This window comes from Pseudomonas sp. NPDC088444 (assembly GCF_044900175.1).
GTDB lineage: Bacteria > Pseudomonadota > Gammaproteobacteria > Pseudomonadales > Pseudomonadaceae > Aquipseudomonas.
Map to the genome: position 1 here is coordinate 77,192 of NZ_JBJDNK010000002.1, position 15,208 is coordinate 92,399.

The window sequence follows — 15,208 nt, forward strand, 5'->3', positions numbered from 1 at the left end:
GCCGGGCTGGCCGTCCTGGACGCCACGGCCCTGAGCACTTTGACCATGAGTCGATGGATCTGATCTTGCCGGGGTAGCAGGAAACCCGGCGCGCTCCGGTTTCACGGGGGCACGACAAAGGCCACCACCGATTCGCCCCATTCGGCATCGTTTTTGGGCGGCGCATCATTTATCGTCAAGGAGTTGGCCAATGACGCGGGCAAGTTCCGCCTGATTGAACGGTTTGGGCAGGCGTGGACGTCCACTGTTGGCAAAGGACGGCGTGTCGGTGAACCCCGAGGCTATGACGACGGGCAGCGCCGGCAATACCCGGGAAATGTGTTGCGCCAACTCCGTACCTGTCATGTTCGGCATCAGGTGATCAGTAATCACCAGGTCGAAATCCAATTGCCGCTGAATCTGCGCCAGCGCCTCGGCCCCGTCTGCTGCGGTCACCACACGATGCCCCAAGTCTTCAATCATCGCGCGCGTGCTCAGGAGCACCAGCGGATCGTCGTCGACGAACAGAATTTTCAACGTCCGATAGAAGCGGGAATGGCCCGACGCATCGTCCTGGATAGGGCCAGCGGGATACTCGGGCACCGCGACGGACACCGGCAACCACAACTCGGCAGTCGTGCCCTGCCCCTGCACGCTGCTCAGGATCAGCTTGCCGCCCGACTGCTCGGCCAGGCCATGAATCATCGACAACCCCAGCCCGGTGCCCTTGCCCAACCCTTTGGTGGTGAAGAACGGCTCCATCGCCCGTACAAGCGTGGCCTCATCCATGCCTGATCCGGTATCGGCAACGCAGATGCACACAAAGGGCTCTTCTCTCTGAGCACCCGGCAGGGCGGAAAACAGCGCTTCACGGGCTGAGACTATGATGTTGCCACCACCCGGCATGGCATCCCGAGCGTTGATTATCAGGTTCATGATCGCCATCTCCAGTTGCCCCGGATCGACGAACACCGGCTGCAACCGTAAGGGAAACCGCGTCTCAACGTTGATGTTGGCGCCCAAGGAGGCGCCCAGCAATTCGGACATCCCTCGGATCAACGCCAACACATCGACGGGTTTGGGGTCCAACTCCTGACGACGGGCGAACGCCAGCATGCGCTGAGTCAACGACGAACCTCGATGAGCCGCGGCCATGGCGTTGTCCAGCAGCGACAGGGTTTTTGCGTCACCTTGCAGGCGTTTCTTCACCAGTCCCAGACTGCCCAAGATCACGGTCAACAGATTATTGAAGTCATGGGCGATGCCACCGGTAAGCTGACCGATGGATTCCATCTTCTGCGACTGATAAAGCGCCTCGCGCGCTTCCTTCAAAGCCGCCTGCGCCTGTTTGCGCTCGGTGAGGTCACGGGTGACTTTGGCGAAACCGATCAGGCTGCCATCGCTGGCATGGATCGGATCAATGACCACCAGCGCCCAGAGTCGCGTGCCGTCCTTGCGCACGCGCCAGCCTTCCCCCTCGAAACGCCCGGAGGTGGCAGCGATTTCCAGCGCCCTGGCAGGCGACCCGTTGAGGCGGTCCTCTTCGGTGTAGAACAGCGAGAAGGAACGCCCGAGAATTTCCGATTCTTCGTACTGCTTGATCCGGCGCGCGCCCGAGTTCCAACTGCGCACGATGCCCGCCGTGTCGATCATGTAGATCGCATAATCGAAGACGGCATCGACCAGCAACCGATAACGGTCTTCCTGAGCGAGCAAGGCGGAGGAGGATTCAAGTGGCGGCATGATGGCCTCGGGCAAAGGGGCGGCACTTGGGCATTATGACGAAGTTCGACCGCAAATGCCCGACGCGCCTCAGTGCGACCCAGGCCCCGGACCAATCAGCGCCTTGACGCGGGTCAGCACCGCCTGAATGTCGAAGGGCTTATCGAACACCTCGACGAACAGGTCGGGCCGCGCCATTCCCAGATACGCCTGTGCACCGCTCATGAGCATGATCGGCAGGTGCGCCAGGTGTTTGCGCTCGCGCACCGCTTCCGCCAGCTCGATGCCGTTCATCCCCGGCATCATGTAGTCGGTGATGATCAGTTGCGGCCGCTCTCGCTCCAGAATGTTCAACGCCCGCTGGCCACTGCCCGCCGTCACCGTCAGATAGCCTTCGTCTTCGAGGGCATAGCTGAGGATGTCGGCGATCAGGTACTCGTCGTCGACAATCAGAATCGTGCTCATAGCGCCCTCGATCCGCTGGACCCGACGTGAATCGGATCGCGACCGCGACCCTTACACGTGGTTGGTATCGCCAAGGGCATGGAAATGAACCTTTTTAACGTCCAGACCCTGTTTGCCGATCACAACTTCCAGCAAGGCGGGGTCGTAGGGGTTGTCCCTGATTTTAAGAATCGACAACTGGCGCTTTAGTTCAGCCGGTTCTTGAACGAAGCGCAGCAACAACAGGTTGTCGACGATGCCCGACAGATCGGGAGCCGGGGCGTCGATCTCACCACCCAACAGGCTTCTGACTTCCCAAGACGCGACGACCGTGACATTGCGTGCGCGCAGCTCGCCCATCAACGCGGTGTACAGATCCAGAATCCGCGTTTTGTCGGCCGCAGCACGGCCCATGCCGCCCAGACTGTCGAGGAACACCCGTTTGATCGATTTCTCTTCGACCGTGCGCAGCAATTCGAGCGCGAGCTTGTCGATCAGCTCGGTGGTGATCGACTTCCACATGACCGTCAACGCACCGGACTGCTCCAGGGCATGAAAGTCCAGCCCCAAGGCTGCGGCCTTCAGGCGTAACCGTTGAGGGGATTCGTAGAAACCGAAATGCAGGCCGGGTTCTTCGAGGGTGCATTGCCCGAGAAACGAGAGGCCGAAACAGGTCTTGCCAGAGCCCGAAGGCCCCACCAGCAAGGTCACCGAAGAAGACGTCAGGCCGCCGCCGATCAGGGGGTCCAGCGACGGCAGACCGCTGGGCAGGAGCGAAAAATGGTCGCTGTCGCGCATGGCCGAATAGATGATCGTGCTTTCCAGCCGTGGATAGACCACCAGTCCATCATCGGTGATTTCGCATTCGTGGGCGCCGGGGATGGCACCGCTGCCACGGGTCTTGCGCATCTTGATGCGTCGAATCGAGCGAGTGCCCACTTGCTCTTCGCCCAGCTCCAGCACGCCATCGACCATGGTGTGCTCGGGGCTGCCATCGTCCAGTTGTGAGCTGGTCAGGAAGAACACGGTGCAACCGGCAAACGCCGCATGGCCCTGCAATTCGGAAATGAAGCGTTTGGTGTTGATGGGCGAATCGGCCTTGGAGCGCGCGTTCAGCAGGCCATCGAGAATCATCACCGTGGATTTCTGGCGCACGATCTCGCGGCGTAGCAGTTTGACCACGTCTTCCAGACCGTCGTTTTCCATGGTGTCAAAGGCGCTGACGAACTGGATCTGATCGCCGATTTTGTCGCGGTCGAAGAAGCTCAGCGTGGACAGAAACTGGAACAGGCGCTCATGAGGCTCGGCCAGCAAGGTGGCGAACAGCACACGGCCGCCATTGCGGGCGTGGTTGAAACCGATCTGGTTGGCGAGGATCGTCTTGCCCGATCCTGGACGCCCTTGAATGATGTATGAAGACCCTGCGACGAAGCCGCCCTTCAGCAGTTCGTCCAGTCCTGGAATCCCGCTCTGAAGGCGTTTTAGCTGATTCAAATGTGCTTCCTCCGCCATTGTTCGTCAGCGGTGCGTACGATTGCGCACGACGAAAAGCGCATTCTTCCGTGTTTGGCGCGGCTTTCCAAGAACAATCAGCATTCGGGGTCCGCTGGCCCATGACGGATGACCGCCGTCGCACCTCAAACGCGCCCTCTTTGTGGGAGCGAATTCATTCGCGATGACGGCTTACAGGCGACGTTGATGTGTTGGATGGACTGGCCCTTCGCGAATAAATTCGCTCCCACAGCGGATCTCTGCGTCGGAAATATTTCGGTCTGCCGCCGTCGCCGTCGCTTTTGATCTTGTTACGCGGTGTCTGTGCTATTGCGTTAGAAGAGCAAGAGCAAAAGAGAAAAAGCCGTGCGTTCGACCATAGAATCTCCCACAGGGTGGTTTCGCAACAGGACCATGACATCAATGCAACTCAGCCAGGCACGCCTGCAAGATATCCAGCCCCTCCTCCAGCACCTCGGGTTCGATGGTCAGCGGCGCCAGCAGCCGCACGATGTGTCGCGACTTGCCACTGGGCATCAGCAACAAACCCCGTGCGCGGGCGCTTTCCAGCAGTTGGGCCATTTGCGCGGTGGCCGGTTGGCCATCCGGCGTGCGCAGTTCGATGCCGCGCATCGCCCCCACGCCCGTCAAACGGCCCAGGTACGGCGTGAGTTCCTGCGTCTGCCAATGTTCGTAGCGCGCTTGCACCGCCGTCGAATACGCCTCGCCCCAGCGCGTGAGATGCTCATCGCTCATCACATCCAGCGTGGCCAGCCCGGCGGCGCAGGCGATGGGGTTTCCCGAGTAGGTGCCGCCCAGTCCGCCCTTGGGCAAGGTGTCCATCAACGCTTTACGCCCGACCACCGCCCCCAGTGGCACGCCACCTGCGATGCTTTTACCCAGCAACAGCAAATCGGGCTCGATGCCCAATCGGCTGAACGCAAAGCGCTCGCCGGTCCGACCAAACCCGGACTGGATTTCATCGATGATCAACACAATGCCCTTGTCGTCGCACAGTTGGCGCAGGAGACGCGCGAACGCCGGGTCCAGCGCGAGAAAGCCCCCTTCGCCCTGTACCGGCTCGATGATGAAGCACGCCACTTCGTCAATGTCGATTTCCACGCTGAACAAACGCTCCATGGCCTTCACGGCATCGGCGACTGAAACGCCATTGTCAGGGCTGGGGTACGGCAAATGGAACACTGGCCCCGGCAGCACGCCCACTTTCTGTTTGTAAGGCGCCACCTTGCCGTTGAGGTTCAGGGTGGCCAGTGTGCGCCCGTGAAAGGCCCCGTCGAATGCGACCACCGCCGACTTCCCGGTATGGCCTCGCACGATCTTCAAAGCGTTTTCGGCGGCTTCGGCGCCGCTGTTGGTCAGCATGCCGCTGACCGGGTAACTCACCGGAATGAACGCCGCCAGACGCTCGATGAATTGCCGATACGGCACATGGGGCGCTGCATTGAACGCGTAATGGGTCATGCGCTGCGCCTGCTCACAAATCGCCGCGACAATCACCGGGTGGCAATGCCCCAGATTCAGCACGCCGATGCCGCCGACGAAATCGATGTATCGCTTGCCCTCGGCATCCCAGACCTCGGCGTTCTTGCCGTGGGTCAGGTTGACCGGATGAACGAAGGAAATGGAATTGCTGACACCTGGAAAAGCCATGCGCGTGTGCCCTGGGGACAATGAGGATGGCGGCTATGTAAACGATGAACAGGGCTGGCTCACAAGCGAAATAAAGGCAACGATTCATTCCGTCAGGGACTGATGTCGCACTTCAACGGTGCGGCGCACCAGCGCCACGCACGATGGGGCGTGCCCCTTCACGAGCGTTGACACGCCAATTTCATTCCTCGAATGCCACACCGTGAAGAGGTCTATCGCGAGGTCGGCAAATGGCTCAAAGGGGTGTTCCCGGCGTCGACCGGTCTGGTGGTCTCGGCATTGGGCCAGCCGCAATGGTTGATGGAAATCGATGTGATCGCGGTGATTCCCGATTGAACACACCGGTTCTGCACTTATAACGTTACGCGCTATCCGTTAGTTACAGATAGCGCGAACACCTTGCCACCGACTGCCCTTCTCCTCTGGTTGTCATTATCGACAGACCGCCCGCGCCCGCTCACCCGATGCCCGTCTACCGTGCGCTCCTACTTCCAGATCGCATTGGCTTCAGTTTTCGTTCAGCTTAACGGGCGTACGCTCAAACACAGAATAGAGCGAATTGTGCGACAGACAGATGTCTTAACACGATCGCAAGGTAAGCCAATCCCCTTTAAAACCGGGAGCCTCGACAAAAAAGCGAAATAATATAGACGACTTTTATGAAATTTCCATTTCACGTTTTAAATAGTTGAACGGGTCATCATAAATTCAGCCTTACGATGAAAAAACAACAGCTCGTAAACGGAATTTTCATAATTAATCTTCTATCGTTCAGACCGTAAAGTTCGAATGCAACGGATGTAAGTGTGTTAACCCATGGAGGGGCAAGTCATTTCAGTCATTACGCCTGCTCGTCAGTTACAACCTTATTCAAACAAATAACGAGTTTCCCCGCCTTATTGGGGTTAACCGTGGGGCGCCCGCGCGCCTGGCTATCGATGATTTGCCGGAGGGGATATAAATGAGTCAGGACTTTCTTCCTTTTTCTCGCCCGAGCATGGGCGATGAGGAAGTCGCTGCGGCCACTCGCGTGCTGCGCTCGGGCTGGATCACCACCGGTCCCGAAGCCCTGCGTCTGGAACAACAATTCGCCGAGCGCTGCGGTGCGCAACAGGCGGTGGCGTTGTCGTCTGCCACCGGAGCGATGCACATCACGTTGCTGGCTCTGGGTATCGGCCCGGGCGATGAGGTCATCACCCCTTCCCAGACCTGGGTCTCGACCGCCAACATGATCTGCCTGTTGGGGGCGACGCCCGTGTTCGTCGATGTCGACCGCGATACGTTGATGGTCGACGCTGCGCGCATCGAACGGGCCATCACTCCCCGCACCAAAGCCATCATTCCCGTGCATTACGCCGGAGCCGCGCTGGACCTCGACCCGCTGTACGCCCTCTCCCAACGCCATGGCATCGCGCTGATCGAAGACGCCGCCCATGCGGCAGGTACGTATTACAAAGGCCGTGCGTTGGGCGCGAAAGGCACCGCCATTTTCTCGTTTCACGCGATCAAGAACATGAGCTGCGCCGAGGGCGCGATGTTTGTCACGGACGATGCCGAGCTGGCCGATCGCGTGCGGCGTCTGAAATTTCATGGCTTGGGCGTCGATGCCTACGACCGCATGACACATGGCCGCAAGCCCCAGGCCGAAGTGATCGAACCCGGCTTCAAGTACAACCTGGCCGACCTCAACGCTGCGGTGGCCCTGGTGCAACTCGAACGTCTGGAAGCCATCAATGCCCGTCGCACTGAACTGGCAAATCATTATCTGGAACGTCTGGCCGGCAGCCCGGTGCTGCCATTGGCCCAGCCGCAGTACGACCAGCAGCACGCCTGGCACTTGTTCATCCTGCGCATCGACCCCGAACGCTGCGGCCTGGATCGCGACACCTTCATGAAGGCCCTGCAAGCGAAGCACATCGGCAGCGGCATTCATTTCATCGCCACCCACCTGCACCGCTACTACCGGGAGCGTTTCCCGACAGTCAGCCTGCCCGACACCGAATGGAACTCCTCCCGTCTGTGCTCCATTCCGCTGTTTCCGGACATGACCGTCGCCGATGTCGACCGCGTGGTCAGCGCCATTGAATCCATTGTTGTGGAAGCCCGCTCGTGAAACCGTATCCTATCCATCGCGTGTCGATCGTCATCCCGGTCTACAACGAAGAACAGAGCCTGCCTGAACTGCTGCGCCGCACCGAAGCGGCCTGCGCGCAATTGAGCGTTCCGGCGGAAATCATCCTGGTGGATGACGGCAGCCGCGACGAATCCGCCGAGATTCTGCTGCACGCCAGTCAACGCGAAGGCAGCCCGGTGGTAGCGGTCATTCTCAACCGCAACTACGGTCAGCACGCGGCAATCATGGCCGGATTCGGACAATGCAAGGGCGATCTGGTGATCACCCTCGACGCCGACCTGCAAAACCCGCCTGAAGAAATCCCGCGCCTTGTCGCCCTCGCTCAGCAAGGCTACGACGTGATCGGCACGGTGCGCGGCGACCGTCAGGATTCGGCGCTGCGTCGCTGGCCGTCGAAACTCATCAACCTGGCCGTGCAGCGCTCCACCGGTGTGGCCATGACCGACTACGGCTGCATGTTGCGCGCCTACCGGCGCAGCGTGGTCGACGCCATGCTGGCGTGCAGCGAGCGCAGCACGTTCATCCCGATTCTGGCCAACAGCTTCGCCCGTCACACTACGGAAATCGTGGTCGAGCACGCCGAGCGCGAACACGGCGAATCGAAGTACAGCGCCATGAAGCTGATCAACCTGATGTTCGACCTGATCACCTGCATGACCACCACCCCGCTGCGCCTGCTGAGCATCATTGGTTTCAGCATGGCCTTTCTGGGCATGGCCTTCGCCACGATGCTGATCGTGCTGCGCCTGATCTTCGGTGCGTCCTGGGCCGGTCACGGCACCTTCGTGCTGTTTGCCGTGCTGTTCGTGTTCACCGGCGGCCAGTTCATCGGCATGGGCCTGTTGGGTGAATACCTGGGTCGCATGTACAGCGACGTGCGCGCCCGTCCTCGCTACTTCATTGAAAAAGTCGTGCGCAGCCCCGCTACGCACGTCAGCAAAGTCGACTCTCCTTCTCCTGTATTGAATAAGGTTGCGCCATGAGCCTCAAAGCCGTTGTTTTTGCCTACCACGATATCGGTTGCGTGGGGATCGAAGCCCTGCTGAACGCAGGCTACGACATTTCGGCCGTGTTCACCCACGCCGATGATCCGAAGGAAAAGACCTTTTTCGGCTCGGTCGCTCAGTTGTGTGCTCAGCACGATATTCCCGTGCATGCCCCGGAAGACGCCAACCACCCGCTGTGGATCGAGCGCATCGGCAAACTGGCTCCCGACTTCATCTTCTCGTTTTACTACCGCCACCTGCTCAGCGAAAATCTGCTGGCCTGCGCCAAAAACGGCGGTTTCAACCTGCACGGTTCACTACTGCCTCGCTACCGTGGCCGCGCCCCCGCCAACTGGGTGCTGGTCAACGGCGAAACAGAAACCGGCGTGACCTTGCACCGCATGGTCAAACGTGCTGACGCAGGCGCCATCGTCGCTCAGCAGCGCGTCGCCATCAGCGCCTCTGACACGGCGTTGAGCCTGCACGGCAAGCTGCGCAGCGCCGCTGCCGATTTGCTGTCGGAAACCCTGCCATTGTTGGGCAAAAACCAGTTGCCGGGGGTGGAGCAGGACGAATCCAAAGCCACCTGTTTCGGTCGCCGCACACCGGCGGATGGCCTGATCAACTGGCAGCAACCGGCCTCGACCTTGCACAACCTGGTGCGCGCCGTTACCCAGCCCTACCCCGGCGCTTTTTGCCCAGTGGGCGAGCACAAGCTGATCGTATGGGCCTCGAAGGTGCAATCCGGCAACAACGGCCAGACACCCGGTACGGTAATCAGTTGCGAGCCGCTGCGCATTGCCTGTGGCGAAGATTCGCTGGTGATCAGCGCCGGTCAGCGCGGCGACGAAGGTTTGTACCTGAGCGGCCCGCAACTGGCCCGCGAGTTCGGTCTGGTGGAAGGTTCGCGCCTGCTGGGCGGTGAAAAACGTCGTCCACTGCGTCGCACGCGGGTCTTGATCCTCGGCGTTAACGGGTTCATCGGTAACCACCTGTCCGAGCGTTTGTTGCAGGACGACCGCTACGAAATCTTCGGCATGGACATCGGCTCCGACGCCATCGACCGTCTGCGCAGCCACCCCAACTTCAACTTCATCGAAGGCGATATCAGCATCCACACCGAGTGGATCGAATACCACATCAAGAAATGCGACGTGGTGCTGCCGCTGGTGGCCATCGCCACACCCATCGAATACACGCGCAACCCGCTGCGGGTGTTCGAACTGGACTTCGAAGAAAACCTGAAAATCGTCCGTTACTGCGTGAAGTACAACAAGCGGGTGATCTTCCCGTCGACCTCGGAAGTCTATGGCATGTGTCAGGACCCCAGCTTCGACGAGGACACCTCGAACCTGATCGTCGGCCCGATCAACAAACAGCGCTGGATCTATTCGGTGTCCAAGCAGTTGCTGGACCGGGTGATCTGGGCCTATGGCCAGAAAGGCCTGCAATTCACCCTGTTCCGCCCGTTCAACTGGATGGGACCACGTCTGGACCGTCTGGACTCGGCGCGCATCGGCAGTTCAAGGGCCATCACCCAATTGATCCTGCACCTGGTCGAAGGCACGCCGATTCGCCTGGTGGACGGCGGCGCGCAAAAACGCTGCTTCACCGACGTGGCCGATGGTATCGAAGCGTTGGCGCGGATCATCGAAAACCGCGACGAGCGCTGCAACGGCCAGATCATCAACATCGGCAACCCGGACAACGAAGCGAGCATCCGCCAACTGGGCGAAGAGCTGCTGCGTCAGTTCGAAGCTCACCCGCTGCGTAACAACTTCCCACCGTTCGCAGGTTTCCGTGAAGTCGAGAGCCAGTCGTTCTACGGCAAGGGCTATCAGGACGTCAGCCATCGCAAGCCCAGCATCGACAACGCCAGGCGGCTGATCGACTGGGCGCCGTCCATCGAGCTGAGCGAAACCATCGGCAAGACGCTGGACTTCTTCCTGCGCGAAGCCATGGCTGAAAAGGCGAACGCACATTGATTCCGGCCGGCCTGCGTATTGACGTCGACACCTATCGCGGCACCCGTGACGGCGTGCCGCGACTGCTGGATCTGCTCGACGAAGCCCAGATCAAGGCCACGTTCTTTTTCAGCGTCGGCCCGGACAACATGGGGCGCCACCTGTGGCGCCTGATCCGGCCACAGTTCTTCTGGAAAATGCTGCGTTCCAAGGCCGCGAGCCTGTATGGCTGGGACATTCTGCTGGCGGGCACGGCCTGGCCGGGCAAGCCGATCGGGCGCGACCTGGGTCCGCTGATGCGACGCGCTCAGGAGGCCGGACACGAAATCGGCCTGCATGCCTGGGACCACCATGGCTGGCAAGCCAATGCCGGACGCTGGTCGCCGACGCAACTGGGCGAACAGATTGCCCACGGCGTCGATTGCCTGACCGACATTCTGGGCCAACCGGTGACCTGTTCAGCGGCGGCCGGCTGGCGCGCCGACGAGCATGTGGTGCAAGCCAAGCAGGCTTTTGGCTTTCGCTACAACAGCGATTGCCGGGGCCAGAGCCTGTTCCGTCCGTTGCTCGCCGACGGTCAACCCGGCACGCCTCAGGTTCCCGTGGACTTGCCCACGTTCGATGAAGTGGTCGGCCCGCAACTGGAGGCCCGCGCCTTCAACGACTACCTGTTGCGGCAATTCAAACCCACAAAGCTGAACGTCTACACCGTGCATGCAGAAGTCGAAGGCATCGTCATGGCCGAACCGTTTCGCCAGTTGCTCCAGCAGGCCAGGCGCCAAGGCGTGGCCTTCAAACCGCTGGGTGATTTGCTGCCTGCAAGCCTGGACGCGTTGCCCATTGGGCATCTGGTGCGCGGCGCACTACAGGGCCGTGAAGGCTGGTTGGGAGTGCAACAGCCATGACCCGCAATCAATCGCTGCTGTTGCTGATCAGCGCCTTTCTACTCGCCTATCTGCTGCCCATGGGCTTCCACGGTTTGTGGATTCCCGATGAAACCCGCTACGCGCAAATTCCTCAGGAAATGTTGCACAGCGGCAACTGGGCCGCACCGCATTTCATGGGCGTGCGCTACTTCGAAAAGCCCGCTGCCGGTTACTGGTTCATCGCCCTCTCGCAAGCGATCTTCGGCGAAAACCTGTTCGGCGTGCGCTTTGCCTCGGCACTGGCCACCGGTCTGACCGCCATGCTGGTGTACCTGATGGCCGGCAAACTGTGGAATGACCCGCGCAAAAGCTTTACCAGCACCCTGCTGTACATGAGCTTCATGTTCGTGGCCGGGCAAGGCGGCTATTCCAACCTTGATCCGCAGTTCACCTTCTGGGTCAGCCTGTCGCTCACCGCCTTCTGGCTTGCCGTGCACAGCGCGGACAAAGCACGCCTGCTGTACTGGGCTTTGCTCGGCGCCGCCTGTGCCATGGGCCTGATGACCAAGGGCTTTCTGGCGCTGGCATTGCCGGTGATCGTCGCCTTGCCCTACATGCTCTGGCAAAAACGCCTGCGCGAGCTGTTTACCTTCGGCCCGCTGGCGGTGCTGATGGCGGTGCTGGTCAGCCTGCCCTGGGTGCTGACGGTGCACCTGCGCGAACCGGACTTCTGGAATTTCTTCTTCTGGCACGAGCACATCCGTCGCTTTGCCGGTGGAGACGATGCCCAGCACGCGCAGGCATGGTGGTTTTACCTGCCGCTGCTGGTGGTGTCTTGCCTGCCGTGGGCGCTGATGCTGCCGGTCACGTTCAAGCAGGCCTGGCAACAGCGACGGACCCACGAAAGTGGCTTCCTGTTGCTGTGGTTGCTGGTGCCGCTGACGTTCTTCAGCGCAGCCAGTGGCAAGCTGCCGACCTACATTTTGCCCTGCCTGATTCCGCTGGCGTTGTTGATGGGTCAAGCGTTGGTCGATCGACTGAAGGCTGGCCGCGTCTCGGCGTTGCGGATCAACGGCACGTTCAACGCAGTGTTCGGCGTGATTGCGTTGGTGGCGTTGGTGTTCATGCAAGTCAAAAAGACGGTGTATGAGCAAGAGCCGCAGCACCTGACGCTGGCCATTGTGGTGCTGTCCGTCTGGATCGTCGGCAATGCCCTGCAAGGGTTGAAACCCTTGCGCTTCTGGTTGATGCCAGCAGTGGCCGCCTGGTTTTTCGTGGCCTTGATTCCGTCGGCGTTGCCCAACAGCGTGGTGTTCAACAAGACGCCGGACCAGTTCGTCGCCCATCATCAACAAGCGCTCGCCACCAGCACTCACCTGCTCAGCAACGATCTGGGCGTCGCCGCTGCCTTGTCATGGCGGCTCAAACGCAACGATGTGGTGTTTTACAACACCTTTGGCGAGCTGAAATACGGCCTGAGCTATCCAGAAGCAGACGCCCGCACGGTAAACCTGCAACAGATCAACGACTGGATGACCCAGGCCCGGCGAACCGGTTCGGTGGCCGTGGTCATGCGCGGTGACGGCGAGGATGAACAACATGAATTGAGTTTGCTGCCCACCGACGGACAGCAATATCAGCAAGGCAATCTGTTGATTCTGATCTTCGAAAGGACGCCGTCATGACGTTCGTTCTCCTGTTTTGCGCCTGTCTGCTGACCTGTCTGGGGCAAGTCGCGCAGAAGCTGACCATCGAGCAATGGGACGGCTATTTCCCCGGCATCGCTCAGGCGCTGACCAGCGTCTGGCTGTGGCTGGCGCTTGCGTGTCTGGGCGGCGGGCTGTTGCTCTGGTTGCTGGTGCTGCAACGCATGGACGTGGGCATCGCCTATCCCATGCTGGCGCTCAATTTCGTGCTGATCACCCTGATCGGACGTTTTGGCTTCAAGGAGACGGTGGACCGTCGACACTGGCTGGGCATCGCGATGATTTTGCTGGGCGTCGCCCTGCTGGGGCGTCAGGCATGAGCGCGCAACGCGGCATTGCCCTGGCACTGGCCAGCGTGGCGCTGGTCAGTGCGGCGCAACTGGCGATGCGCTGGAGCATGCTCAGGCTGCCTCAGCCTGCGCAATGGCTGGCATCGATTGAAAACGGCAGCGTCGACGCCATGGCTTTCGCGGTGGTGCTGGCTGCCATCGCGGCGTACGGCCTGTCGATGCTCTGCTGGCTCGGCGCCCTGCGCGACCTGCCCCTGAGCCGTGCGTATTCACTGCTCAGCGTCAGCTACGCGCTGGTGTACCTGCTGGCGGCGTTTCTCCCTTTTTTCAACGAGACACTCACTGTTTCCAGAACGGTGGGTGTGACCTTGATCGTGCTCGGTGTGGTGACGATCAATTTCCGGCGTGACTGCGATCAAAGCGCCAAGGAGTTTTCCCGATGAAAATCAGTGTCTTCGGTAGCGGTTATGTGGGTCTGGTGCAGGCCACGGTGCTGGCGGAAGTGGGCCACGACGTGGTGTGCATGGACATCGATCCGAAAAAGGTCGAGCAACTGAGCAAGGGCCACGTGACCATCTACGAACCGGGGCTGGAAAGCCTGGTGCGAGAAAATCTGGAGGCCGGTCGCCTGCACTTCACCACGGACGAACAACGGGCTGTGGAGCACGGCGAAGTGTTGTTCATCGCGGTCGGCACCCCTTCTCGCCCGGATGGTGCAGCGGATCTGAGCGGTTTCTTCGCCGTCGGTGAAGCCATTGCCCGGCACCGCGTGGCACCGGTGATCGTGGTCGAGAAATCCACCGTGCCGGTGGGCAGCGGGGATGCCTTGCGCAGCCATATCGAACATCACCTGCGCCAGTCGGCTCGCCTGCTGAAGTTCGATATCGTCTCCAACCCCGAATTTCTCAAAGAAGGCTCGGCGGTCAAGGATTGTCGCCGTCCGGACCGTATCGTCATCGGCTGCGGCAACCCGGACGTGTTCCCGGTGATGCGGGAACTGTATGCCCCGTTCAACCGCAACCACGACCGCATCATGTTCATGGACCTGCGCAGCGCCGAGCTGACCAAATACGCCGCCAACTGCATGTTGGCGACCAAGATCAGCTTCATCAACCAGATCGCCGAACTGGCCGAGCACCTGGGGGCTGATGTGGAGTCGGTGCGACTGGGGATCGGCGCCGATTCGCGCATCGGCTATGACTTCATCTATCCCGGTTGCGGTTATGGCGGCTCATGCTTTGGCAAGGACATCCGGGCGCTGATCCACAGCGCGCGGGAAGCCGGTTGCTCCAATGACTTGCTCAGCGTGGTGGAAGACATCAACGAGCGGCAGAAAAACAAGCTGTTCGACCGCATCAACGCGTTTTACAAGGGTGACCTTCAGGGTAAGACCTTCGCGCTGTGGGGGCTGGCGTTCAAGCCCAATACCGATGACATGCGCGATGCACCGAGCCGGGTGTTGATGGAGTCACTGTGGGCCGCAGGCGCGACCGTGCGGGCATTCGATCCGGAGGCGATGCAAGAGACCCAGCGTCTGTACGCCGAGCAGCCGAACCTGATGTTGATGGGCACACCCGAATCGGTGCTTCTGGGGGCGGATGCGCTGATCGTGTGCACCGAATGGCAACAATTCAAGGCGCCGGATTTCGATCTGATCCAGCAGCGTCTCAAGGCGCCCGTGGTGTTCGACGGCCGTAATCTGTACGACACCGAGCGCATGGCCAAACGGGGGTTCCAGTACTTCCCGATCGGTCGCGGCGACTCGTGCAACCTGCCGATTCCGCTGCAGCAATGGGCGCCTTATGAGTTGTTGGCGAATCATCACGCGGTTTGATCGAGGGTTTCAACGTTGCGCGAGTTCCCACGCTGAGCGTGGGAACGCCGCTCATGGTGCTCCACTCGTGTGAACGCCAGACTCAACAAGTCCTCAAAACCGCCACCCCCGGCAAACCGGA

12 protein-coding genes and 1 pseudogene are annotated in these 15,208 nt (G+C 60.5%); 9 read left to right on the plus strand and 4 right to left on the minus strand.

The window, feature by feature from the left end; genetic code table 11:
* Window positions 1–165: 165 nt before the first annotated feature.
* The 4 genes from ACI2KB_RS04725 to ACI2KB_RS04740 form a co-directional block, all read right to left on the minus strand.
* Entirely contained in the window at window positions 166–1,722 is a 1,557-nt protein-coding gene (locus tag ACI2KB_RS04725; protein WP_404631920.1) for a PAS domain S-box protein, read from the minus strand.
* 69 nt (window positions 1,723–1,791) lie between these two features.
* Window positions 1,792–2,166, minus strand: coding sequence for a PleD family two-component system response regulator (locus tag ACI2KB_RS04730; RefSeq protein ID WP_404631922.1), 375 nt, complete (start codon window positions 2,164–2,166; stop codon window positions 1,792–1,794).
* Window positions 2,167–2,217: 51 nt separating this feature from the next.
* Window positions 2,218–3,639 carry an ATPase domain-containing protein gene (locus tag ACI2KB_RS04735; RefSeq protein ID WP_404631924.1) on the minus strand — a complete coding sequence of 474 codons (1,422 nt, stop codon included), beginning with the start codon at window positions 3,637–3,639 and terminating at the stop codon, window positions 2,218–2,220.
* A 417-nt stretch (window positions 3,640–4,056) separates the two neighbouring features.
* Window positions 4,057–5,307 (minus strand): aspartate aminotransferase family protein, encoded by a 1,251-nt coding sequence (locus ACI2KB_RS04740; RefSeq protein WP_404631926.1) that lies wholly within the window; start codon window positions 5,305–5,307, stop codon window positions 4,057–4,059.
* A gap of 198 nt (window positions 5,308–5,505) precedes the next feature.
* Between ACI2KB_RS04740 and ACI2KB_RS04745 the strand changes: the two are divergent.
* The 9 genes and pseudogenes from ACI2KB_RS04745 to ACI2KB_RS04785 form a co-directional block, all read left to right on the plus strand.
* A pseudogene (locus ACI2KB_RS04745) lies at window positions 5,506–5,643 on the plus strand (RidA family protein); the annotation flags it as partial.
* A 625-nt stretch (window positions 5,644–6,268) separates the two neighbouring features.
* A complete protein-coding gene (gene arnB / locus ACI2KB_RS04750; protein WP_404631928.1) occupies window positions 6,269–7,420 on the plus strand; it encodes a UDP-4-amino-4-deoxy-L-arabinose aminotransferase in 1,152 nt (383 codons plus the stop codon).
* Window positions 7,417–8,424 (plus strand): undecaprenyl-phosphate 4-deoxy-4-formamido-L-arabinose transferase, encoded by a 1,008-nt coding sequence (gene arnC / locus ACI2KB_RS04755; protein WP_404631930.1) that lies wholly within the window; start codon window positions 7,417–7,419, stop codon window positions 8,422–8,424. The genes arnB and arnC overlap by 4 nt, the downstream gene beginning before the upstream one ends.
* Window positions 8,421–10,412, plus strand: coding sequence for a bifunctional UDP-4-amino-4-deoxy-L-arabinose formyltransferase/UDP-glucuronic acid oxidase ArnA (gene arnA, locus ACI2KB_RS04760; RefSeq protein WP_404631932.1), 1,992 nt, complete (start codon window positions 8,421–8,423; stop codon window positions 10,410–10,412). Before arnC ends, arnA begins: the two co-directional genes overlap by 4 nt.
* Window positions 10,412–11,296 carry a 4-deoxy-4-formamido-L-arabinose-phosphoundecaprenol deformylase gene (gene arnD / locus ACI2KB_RS04765; RefSeq protein ID WP_404632762.1) on the plus strand — a complete coding sequence of 295 codons (885 nt, stop codon included), beginning with the start codon at window positions 10,412–10,414 and terminating at the stop codon, window positions 11,294–11,296. Before arnA ends, arnD begins: the two co-directional genes overlap by 1 nt.
* Complete coding sequence (gene arnT, locus ACI2KB_RS04770; RefSeq protein WP_404631934.1) at window positions 11,293–12,942, plus strand: lipid IV(A) 4-amino-4-deoxy-L-arabinosyltransferase; 1,650 nt, start codon at window positions 11,293–11,295, stop codon at window positions 12,940–12,942. The genes arnD and arnT overlap by 4 nt, the downstream gene beginning before the upstream one ends.
* Window positions 12,939–13,283, plus strand: a complete 345-nt coding sequence (arnE, locus tag ACI2KB_RS04775) for a 4-amino-4-deoxy-L-arabinose-phosphoundecaprenol flippase subunit ArnE (protein ID WP_404631936.1) — start codon at window positions 12,939–12,941, stop codon at window positions 13,281–13,283. Before arnT ends, arnE begins: the two co-directional genes overlap by 4 nt.
* On the plus strand, window positions 13,280–13,696 hold the full coding sequence (gene arnF / locus ACI2KB_RS04780) for a 4-amino-4-deoxy-L-arabinose-phosphoundecaprenol flippase subunit ArnF (RefSeq protein ID WP_404631938.1): 417 nt from the start codon (window positions 13,280–13,282) through the stop codon (window positions 13,694–13,696). Before arnE ends, arnF begins: the two co-directional genes overlap by 4 nt.
* On the plus strand, window positions 13,693–15,087 hold the full coding sequence (locus ACI2KB_RS04785) for a UDP-glucose dehydrogenase family protein (RefSeq protein WP_404631940.1): 1,395 nt from the start codon (window positions 13,693–13,695) through the stop codon (window positions 15,085–15,087). The genes arnF and ACI2KB_RS04785 overlap by 4 nt, the downstream gene beginning before the upstream one ends.
* The last annotated feature ends 121 nt before the right edge of the window (window positions 15,088–15,208 follow it).